Annotated in this window: 6 protein-coding genes; 2 read left to right on the top strand and 4 right to left on the bottom strand. The window is 63.1% G+C overall.

The window, feature by feature from the left end; all coding sequences use genetic code 11:
- Nucleotides 1-124: 124 nt before the first annotated feature.
- The 4 genes from R3X27_RS22105 to R3X27_RS22120 form a co-directional block, all read right to left on the bottom strand.
- Nucleotides 125-1,786: an ABC transporter ATP-binding protein gene (locus R3X27_RS22105; protein WP_317711075.1), complete on the bottom strand. Its 1,662-nt coding sequence runs from the start codon at nt 1,784-1,786 to the stop codon at nt 125-127.
- Nucleotide 1,787: 1 nt separating this feature from the next.
- Nucleotides 1,788-2,852 carry an ABC transporter permease gene (locus R3X27_RS22110; protein ID WP_317711076.1) on the bottom strand — a complete coding sequence of 355 codons (1,065 nt, stop codon included), beginning with the start codon at nt 2,850-2,852 and terminating at the stop codon, nt 1,788-1,790.
- A gap of 10 nt (nt 2,853-2,862) precedes the next feature.
- A complete protein-coding gene (locus R3X27_RS22115; RefSeq protein ID WP_317711077.1) occupies nt 2,863-3,819 on the bottom strand; it encodes an ABC transporter permease in 957 nt (318 codons plus the stop codon).
- A 181-nt stretch (nt 3,820-4,000) separates the two neighbouring features.
- Nucleotides 4,001-5,608 carry an ABC transporter substrate-binding protein gene (locus R3X27_RS22120; RefSeq protein ID WP_317711078.1) on the bottom strand — a complete coding sequence of 536 codons (1,608 nt, stop codon included), beginning with the start codon at nt 5,606-5,608 and terminating at the stop codon, nt 4,001-4,003.
- Nucleotides 5,609-6,165: 557 nt separating this feature from the next.
- Between R3X27_RS22120 and R3X27_RS22125 the strand changes: the two genes are divergently transcribed.
- Nucleotides 6,166-7,425 carry a Xaa-Pro peptidase family protein gene (locus R3X27_RS22125; RefSeq protein WP_317711079.1) on the top strand — a complete coding sequence of 420 codons (1,260 nt, stop codon included), beginning with the start codon at nt 6,166-6,168 and terminating at the stop codon, nt 7,423-7,425.
- A gap of 129 nt (nt 7,426-7,554) precedes the next feature.
- A partial coding sequence (locus tag R3X27_RS22130; protein WP_317711080.1) for an ABC transporter substrate-binding protein occupies nt 7,555-9,111 on the top strand: 1,557 nt, incomplete at its 3' end.

The following is a 9,111-nucleotide window of genomic DNA, read 5'->3' on the forward strand; positions in this document are numbered from 1 at the left end:
GACCGGACGCGCCGAAAGGCGCGCACCGGGCTGGTTTTCGCATGTGTCGGACAGAGGCCCATGTCTCGGAACCGACCGGTCCCAGAGCGGGAGCGGTCGGTCCTTTCGGGCAATGGGCGGGCGATCAATTGTCCGCAGCTTCTCCGATGTTATCGACGCCGCGCTCCTCGAGCACGGTGGTCAGCCATTCGGGATCCATCTCCGGCACCGAGGACAGAAGCAGGTCCGTATAGGGATGATGCGGCGGGGTGAACATCTCGTCCTTGGGCCCCTGCTCCACCACGGTTCCATGCTGCATCACGACCACCTCGTCGGCGATCGACCGCACGGTCGCCAGGTCATGGGTGATGAACATGTAAGCAAGACCCAGCTCGTCCTGAAGCCGGTCGAGCAACTTGAGGATCCCCTCGGCCACGAGTTGGTCGAGAGCGCTGGTGACCTCGTCGCAGATGATGAAATTGGGCTCTGCCGCCAGCGCCCGGGCGATTCCGATCCGCTGTTTCTGACCGCCTGAAAGCTCCGGTGGGTAGCGACTGTAATACTTGGACGGATCGAGCTCGATCAGGTCCAGCAGCTCGTCCACCCGTTGTTTCAGCGCAGGACCATGCAGGCCACCATAGAACTGTGCCGGGCGGCCGATGATATCGCTGATGCGAACCTTCGGATTCAACGCCGTATCCGCCATCTGGTAGATCATCTGCGCCTGACGAAGCTGGTCCCGCGTGCGGTCCTTGTAACGCGGCGGCAGGGGCTCGCCATTGCACAGGATCTGCCCCGACATCGGCGGCAACAACCCGGTGATGCAGCGCGCCGTGGTCGACTTGCCCGAGCCGGATTCGCCCACGACCGCCACGGTCATGCCCGGGTAGATGTCGAAGGACACATCGTCCAGAACCTTGACCCCACCGGTATAGGCCGCATCGACATTCTGCACTGAAATCAGCGGCTGCGAACTGTCCGTCGGGCGGTGGCGTTGTGGCGAGTGGAAGCTCCGCACCGCCCAGAGGCTCTTGGTGTAGTCTTCCTGAGGATTGTCCAGCATCACCTGTGTCGGCGCCTGCTCGACCTCCTCGCCCTTGAGCAGCACCTTGATCGTGTCCGCCATCTGCGCCACGACCGCGAGGTCATGGGTGATGTAGATCGCCGCGGTGTTGAACTGGTCGACGATGTCCCGGATCGCGGCCAGCACCTCTATCTGGGTGGTCACATCGAGCGCCGTGGTGGGCTCATCGAAGATGATCAGGTCCGGTCGACAGGACATGGCCATCGCGGTCATCGCCCGCTGCAGCTGTCCGCCCGAAACCTGGTGCGGATAACGGAAGCCGATCTCCTGCGGGTTGGGAAGACGCAGCCGCTCATAGAGCTCCATCGCGTCTTCCTGCGCCTCCATCCGCTTCTTGATGCGGTAATGGACCGGGGCTTCGGTATGCTGGTCGATGATCTTGTGCGACGGGTTGAAGGAGGCCGCCGCCGATTGCGCGACATAGGCGATGCGCGAGCCGCGCAGGGCGCGCCGCTCGGCCTCGGAGGCGGTGGTCAGCTCCATCCCGTCAAACTCGATCGAGCCGTCGGAGATGCGGGTGCCGTCACGGGCATAGCCCATGGCGGCGGCCCCGATGGTGGACTTTCCGGCACCGCTTTCGCCGATCAGCCCCATGACCTCGCCGCGATGCAACGTCAGATCGACGCCCTTGATGATCGGCACCCAGGTCTCGTCGGAATAGCCCTCGATCTTGAGATCCTTGATCTCCAGCAGGACTTCCGCGTCCTTGAACTTGTCGTGCATCTTATTGCTCCTTCAGGCCGGAGGTGCGGAACAGCATCCAGTCGACGACGAAATTGATCGCCACCGTCAGCAGCGCGATGGCCGCCGCCGGGATCAGCGGTGTGATGTCACCGAAGGAGATCAGCGTCGCATTCTCGCGCACCATGGAGCCCCAGTCAGCGGTGGGCGGCTGGATACCGAGGCCAAGGAAGCTGAGACCCGCGATCAGCAGGAAGACGAAGCAGAACTCCAGCCCGAACTCAGCGATCAACGGCGCGGTTGCGTTTGGCAGGATCTCTTTTCGGACCAGGTACCAGTCCCCCTCCCCGCGCAGCTTGGCCGCCTCGACGTAGTCCATCACGACGATATTGCCGGCAACCGCCCGCGTCAGGCGGAAGACCCGCGGCGAGTAGATCACCGCGACCACGATCACGATCACCTGAAGCCCGGTGCCGAAGATCGACAGCATGAGCAGCGCGAAGATCAGCGACGGGATCGACATGATCACATCGGCCACCCGGCCCATGAGCTGGTCAAACCAGCCGCCTTTGACCGCGGCCAGAAGCCCCGCGATAGAACCCATGATGAAGGCGAGCATGGTGGCGACAAGCGCCAGCCCGACCGAGTTGCGCGCGCCATATATGATGCGGCTGAACATGTCGCGTCCAAGTTGGTCGGCGCCCAGCAGCATGGTCTCATCCGGCGGCGCGAAGGCCTGGCCGATGATCTCGGCCTCTCCATGCGGCGCAATCCAGGGCGCGAAGATACCGGCGATGGCATAGGTGAAGATCACGAACATGCCGAAGGCTGCGGTAAGCGGCGCGGTGCGCAGCTCCTTGGCCAGGCCCGGCTTCGAGATCATGATCAGGAACTCGCGGAAGCAATAGGAGGTGCCGGCCGCAAGCGCGAGCACGAAGGCCGCAGTGGCCACGAAGCGCAGCGCCCCTGCCCCGCCGATAATCCCCAACACAAAGGAGATCAGCGTCAGCGAGAATATCAGCGTGAAGACGGAACGTTGCTTGTAATAGGCCGCGAGGCAGGATGCTGCGATCAGGGCCGCGTAGTAGATGATGACGAAATTGCTCATGATGCCAGCCTCACTTCGGATGCCGCAGGCGCGGGTTGGTGAGGATCGCACCGACATCGGCTGCAAGATTCAGCAGGATGAAGGTGGCGGCGAAGATGAGACAACAGGCCTGCACGACCGGGAAGTCACGCTTGGCAACCGCGTCCACGAGGAGTTGTCCGATGCCCGGATAGACGAAGACCACCTCGACCAGCACCACGCCGGTGATGAGATAGGCAAGGTTCAGGGCCACGACGTTGATGATCGGCGCCCAGGCATTGGGCAGGGCGTGCTTGACGATCACCTTCCAGGGCGGCGTGCCCTTGAGCCGCGCCATCTCGATATAGGGCGAGGCCAGAAGGTTGATGATCGCGGCCCGCGTCATGCGCATCATATGCGCGGTGACAACGAGCACCAGCGTCAGCATCGGCAGGAAGGCGCGGTGGAGCAGCTCCAGCAGGCTCATGTCGCTGCTCAGGCTGGAGATCGCCGGGAACATGGTCGCGCGGACGGCAAGGAAGAGGATCAGGATGTAGCCGAGGAAGAACTCCGGTGAGGAAATCGTCGTCAGCGTCATCACGTTGGCAACCCGGTCGAAGATCGTGTTGCGATAAAGCGCCGTGAAGACGCCCAGCATGATCGAGATCGGAACCGCGATGACCGCGGCATAGGACGCCAGGAAGAGCGTGTTGACGAAGCGGTCGGAGATCGCTTCGCTAACCCGCTCTCCCGAAACCAGTGAAACGCCGAAATCGCCGGTCACGGCGCCGCCGAGCCAGTCGAAATAGCGCACGAAGGCGGGTCGGTCGAGGCCCAGTTGCTCGCGCATGGCTGCCACGGTTTCCTCGGTCGCGCCCTGTCCGAGCACGGCCTGCGCGATGTCGCCGGGCAGAAGCTCGACCGCAAAGAAGATCAGTACCGACACCACGAGAATGGTGATGAGACCGAAGCCCAGTCTCTTGAAGACCAGCCTTGAGAGGTCGCCCATATATCCCTCCGAAGCTCCGCATGACGACCGGCTGCCGGATGCGCGTTTCTTTTATGTTAATGGCGCTCCCTCGCCTTCACGGGAGGGCGCCGTCCGGGGCAAGGCCTTGAGCTCGGTCGCACAATACCACCGGAACGAACGGCCCCGGCGCAGGTCTGCGCCGGGGCCGGTTGTTTTCAGATCAGCTGGTGGACCACCAACGGCTTGCCGCGCGGGCACCGTCGCATTCCCAGCTCGCCGCCATCTGGTCGGGCGTGCCGATCGTCGAGCGGCTGGCATAGACGAAATTGTTGAAGAACGGGATGATGGTGCCGCCATCGTCCCGGGCGATCATGCCCATCTCGCGATAGATCTCGGCGCGCTTGGCGTCGTCAAGCTCCGCCTTGCCCATGATGAGCAGCTCGTTGAAGCGATCATTGACCCAGTAGCTCTCGTTCCAGGCCGCATCCGACTTGTAGGCCAGCGTGTACATGACATCCGGCGTCGGGCGCGCACCCCAGGAGACGAGGCTGAACGGCTTCTTGAGCCAGACATCGGAATAGTAGCCATCGTTCGGCTCGCGCACGACATCGATGGTGATCCCGGCTGCCTTGGCCTGTTCGGCATAGAGGACGCACATGTCCACCGAACCGGCATAGACGCTGTCGGCGGTGCTCAGGCTGACCTTGAGCCCCTCGGCCCCGGCCTTCTTCAGCAGCGACTTGGCCTGGTCGGGATCATACTCGCGCTGCGGAATGTCCTCGGGCCAGTAGGGTTGGGCCGGCGAATGGTGGAAATCATTGCCCTTGGTGGCTGCGCCGAAGGCGATCTTCTCGATGATCTCGTCGCGGTCCATCGCCAGTTTCATCGCGTTGCGGACGTCCGGATTGTCGAAGGGCGCCTTGTTGCAATGCATCGGCATGGTGATGGCACCGGCCGAGGGGATGTTGTGGATCGTGACATTCGGATCGCGCTGCAGCAGCGACATGGTCTTGAGCTCGATGATCGAGACCGCATCCACATCGCCGGTGACCAGAGCGGTCTGGCGTGCGTTCGGGTCGTTCAGCACGAGGATCTCGACCTTGTCGAAATAGGCGCCTTCACGGTGCCAGCCATCGTGCCGGGTAAGCTGCCAGTTCACGCCGAACTCGCCACCATCGATCTTGTAGGGGCCGGTGCCGTCGCCGGATTTCCAGTCAATCGTGCCGTCGTCATTGGCCGGGCAGATGGCGAAATGGTAGTCGGTCATCAGCCAGGGCAGGTCGGCATTGCCGCCGGTCAGCGCGATCTTGATCGTGTAATCGCCGTCCTTGGTGATGTCGACAACATCGGCCAGAAGCGCCTTGGCCGCCGAGGTCGAGGCGTCGCCGCGGTGGTGGTTCAGCGAGGCGATGACGTCGTCGGCGGTAACTTTCTTGCCGCTGTGGAACGAGGCGTTCTCGGTGATCTTGAAGGTCCACTCGGAGGCATCGGCAGAGGCTTCCCAGCTATCGGCGATGTCCGGGCCGAGCGAGCCGTCGCCCATGATCATCGTCAGGTAGGAGCGGTGCGTGTGGGCCAGATAGATCATCTGGCGCGACACATAGGTGCCCGGATCGTGGGTGTCAGAGGTGTTGCCGTCATGCAGGCCCCAGCGGAAGGTGCCGCCGGATTTGGGCTGCGCGGCTGCTTTCGTGGTCCACAGACCGGTGGCCGTGGTCGCCGTCAGGCCAGCGGCGATCGAGGTGTTCAGAAAGTCCCGGCGAGAGATGCGGCCAGTGCGGGCGGCATCTGCAATCTTGTCTATCAGGACCTTGTCCTTCTTCGGCATTCTGGTCTCCTGTTGAATAAAGTTTGTCAGCCGGCGTCGTTGATGCGCCGTTGGTCTTCGAGCGTTTCCTGCAAAGGCTGGGAGAGATTGCTCAAAAACGACATGCCTTTACCCAAACACGAACTGGCCGTGAGTTCTACCCCGGCTCGGGAAAATCTTAACCTTCCCCTAGGGAAATCGTATCCCCCCCCTTGTCGGAACGGTTCATTGCCCGCGACGTGACGGCGTCGCCTGCCCGGCAATCCTAAAAAAACAGCAGTTTAGAGAGTCCAACTCTGTCGGCTACGATGATTCTCTGCGGACGAAAGGATCGCGTTTCTCCGAGCGGCCGGATTGCGCGGAAGCCCCGCTGCGCCCGACCCTCCCCGATGCGGGCGCCTGGAGGAGAAAACCTGCGCGGAAGAGGTGTCGCAAACAGACCTCGTCGCGATGCGATCCACGCGGATCCCGGCCCGAAATTCGGAAACCGGGCGTCATTGCCTCGCAATGTCGCAAACAGACGATCCACCGCCCCGGCTTGCCGACAGTCTCGCGGCAACATCAGCACGGGGATTCCTATGACGACCTTTGACTGGCACGCGGAACGATCCGACCTGCATGACCTTGCCCTGCTCGACCGGGCGCCCGAGAGCGAAGGGATCGACCTCGCCGCCGTTCGCCTCTACCGGTTGGGTCGGGTCCGCGCGGAAATGGCCGCGCGCGGCATCGACGCGCTGATCCTCTCGGACGCGATCAATATACGCTACGCCACCGGTACGCGGAACATGCAGGTTTTCACCTCCCGCAACGCCCCCTCTCGCTACCTCGTCCTGACGGCGGACCGCTCCATCCTCTTCGAATTCACCGGCGCCGAACATCTCGGCGAAGGCTACGAGACGGTGGACGAGGTCCGCCCCGCGAAAACCGCCAGCTTCGTCGCCACAGGTCCCGATATCGCGGCGCGCGAGCGCGGTTGGGCGCGGGAGATGATGGACCTTCTGGCGGAAGTGCTGGGGCGCGGCGACGCGACCGTCGGCTTGGAACGGATGAATGCCGGCGTCGCCATCGCGCTGGCAGAGGGCGGGCTGCGCGTGGTCGATGCGCAGGAGCCTGTCGAGATGGCCCGTGCCATCAAGTCCGACGAGGAGATGAATTGCGTGCGCGCCTCGCTGCGCGCCACCGAACGCGGCATGGCCGAGCTGCGCGCCGCCATCCGCCCCGGCCTGACCGAGGCCGAGCTCTGGTCCGTGCTGCACCGCTCGATCATCGCCCGGAATGGCGACTATATCGAGACCCGCCTGCTCAATGCCGGCCCGCGCACCAACCCGTGGTTTCAGGAGACCGGCCCGAACGTGATCGGGGAAAACCAGCTCATCGCGCTGGATACCGACGTGGTCGGCTGCCACGGCTATTACGCGGATTTCTCCCGCACCTTCCATGCCGGCCCCGACGCGCCGACCGAGACCCAGCGCGCGCTCTACAAGACCGCGCATGAGCAGGTGAGCCACAACATGTCGATCCTGCGCCCCGGCATGTCCTTTCGGGACTATGCGGACGCGGCCTGGGACATCCCCGAGACATATTACGCCCACCGCTACTATCTCTCGGCCCATGGCTGCGGGATGAGCGGCGAATATCCCTATCTCTACCACCACGGCGATTTCCCCGATGCCGGCTACGATGGCGAGATCCTGCCCGGCATGACGATCTGCGTCGAAAGCTTCATTGGCGCGGAAGACGGAGGCGAGGGCGTGAAGCTGGAACAGCAGCTCCTGATCACCGAGACCGGGACCGAGCTGCTGTCGCAATTTCCCTTCGAAGACGCACTCTTGCAGTGAAACTCAGGCAGCAGCTCAGGCTTCCCTTTCGCCTTGGTTGCGCCTATCTTTCAAAACCGACACTCGATGTCAAAAAACGACAGCGCCGGAACCACTCGCCGCTCCGGCCAGAAAAAGAGACAGGGAAGTATGAGCTACAAAAGCAAAACTCCGACCTTCGCCCGCCCGACCCGCCGCGCCTTTCTCGGGACCACCGCTGCTGCGGCCGGCCTGATCTCCGCAGGCACCCTTCTGGGCACCCGTCCCGCGCTGGCACAACAGAAGCGCGGCGGCTCGATCCGGGTTGCCAAGGGCCACGGCAACACCGCCGATACGCTGGATCCCGCGACCTGGACCAACGGTTTCACCGTGGCGCTGACCTACGGGATGAACGGCTTCCTGACCAAGGTCGGTGTCGACGGGTCGCTTGAGCCAGACGTGGCCGAAAGCTGGGAAGCCACCCCCGACGCAAAGATCTGGCGGTTCAAGATCCGCTCCGGCATGACCTTCCACTCCGGCAAGCCTGTGACGCTGGACGACGTGATTGCCTCGGTGGACTATCACCGCGGCGAGGATTCGACCTCGGTCGCCAAGCCTCTGGTTGCGCCGATCGTCAATATTTCCAAGGAGGGCGACTCCACGGTCGTGTTCGAACTGGAAAGCGGCAGCGCCGACTTCCCCTTCGTCTTCACCGACTATCACATGGCAATCTGCCCCTCTGACGGCGAAGGCAGCATCGACTGGCGCTCCGGCGATGGCTGCGGCCCCTACAAGCTGGTCGAGTTCGATCCCGGCGTCGTGGCCCGGTTCGAGCGTTTCCAGGACGACTGGGACCAGAATCGCGGCTTCATCGACACGGTCGAGATGCTGTCCATCGTCGATCTCAACGCGCGGACCACGGCGCTGGTCTCGGGCGATGTCGACGCGATCGACAAGCTGGACCTCAAGACGGTCGCACTTCTCGGGCGCAATGCCGACATCTCCATCGAATCCATCGCGGGTCCGCAGTATTACAGCTTCGCCGCACGCGCAGACACCGCGCCGCTCGACGATGTGAATGTGCGCCTCGCGTTGAAACATGCGATCAACCGTCAGGAACTTGTCGACAAGATCCTCTTCGGCCACGGGACCGTGGGCAATGACCAGCCGATCGGGCCGAGCTATCGCTTCCACAATCCCGATCTGCCGCAGACGCCCTATGATCCGGACAAGGCCAAGTTCTACCTCAAGGAAGCCGGACTGGATGGCGTGAACGTCCAACTCTCGGCGGCCGATGCGGCCTTCCCGGGTGCTGTGGATGCAGCCGTGCTCTACCAGAACTCCGCAGCGCCTGCGGGGATCACCATCGACGTCAAGCGGGTGCCGAATGACGGCTACTGGTCCGATGTCTGGCTGAAAGACCCGTTCGCCGCAGTGTATTGGGGCGGACGTCCGACCGAGGACCAGATCTTCTCCACGGCGTTCGACAGCGGCGCGGCCTGGAACGACAGCTACTGGAAGAATGCACGTTTCGACGAGCTTCTGGTCATGGCCCGGGCCGAGCTTGACGAAGAGAAGCGGCGCGCGATGTATTTCGAAATGCAGGAGCTCGTCTCGACGGATGGCGGCACCGTGCTGCCGATGTTCGCCAATTTCGTCTTCGCCACCGGCAAGCGCGTGGTCCATGGCGACATGGCCTCGAACTTTGATCAGGACGGCGAGCGCTGG

It is taken from the genome of Tropicimonas sp. TH_r6, assembly GCF_033101155.1.
Taxonomy (GTDB): Bacteria; Pseudomonadota; Alphaproteobacteria; order Rhodobacterales; family Rhodobacteraceae; genus Tropicimonas.